Origin of the sequence: Vaccinium witches'-broom phytoplasma str. VAC, from assembly GCF_000309405.1 — a bacterium.
GTDB lineage: Bacteria > Bacillota_I > Bacilli_A > Acholeplasmatales > Acholeplasmataceae > Phytoplasma.
The window spans coordinates 1-284 of the sequence record NZ_AKIN01000257.1; the positions used below are offsets into that span (position 1 = coordinate 1).

At 24.3% G+C, this 284-nt stretch carries 1 pseudogene; it reads left to right on the plus strand.

The window, feature by feature from the left end:
- Position 1: 1 nt before the first annotated feature.
- Positions 2–187: pseudogene (locus RI68_RS03360) on the plus strand (replicative DNA helicase); the annotation flags it as partial.
- Positions 188–284: the final 97 nt, after the last annotated feature.

Consider the following 284-nt stretch of genomic DNA (forward strand, 5'->3'; position numbering starts at 1 on the left):
AATTAATCTATCCGTATTACAACAACTAATAAAATACATTGAACAAGGCCAATGGAAAAAGTTAAACCTTTACTGCCAAATAATCAACCCCAAAAATTTACTTGACGCCCAAAATAAAAAAATATTTACATCTTTAAAATATTTATTTTTAGAAAAACAAATAAATCATCCGTGGGACAAACTGAGGTGTTCCAAAAGTTTAGACACTTTTTATTTTTTAAAAATTCTTTAAGACTAACTATTAAGTTAGTCTTTTTTTCTTTTCTAAGACTAAAAAAAATAAT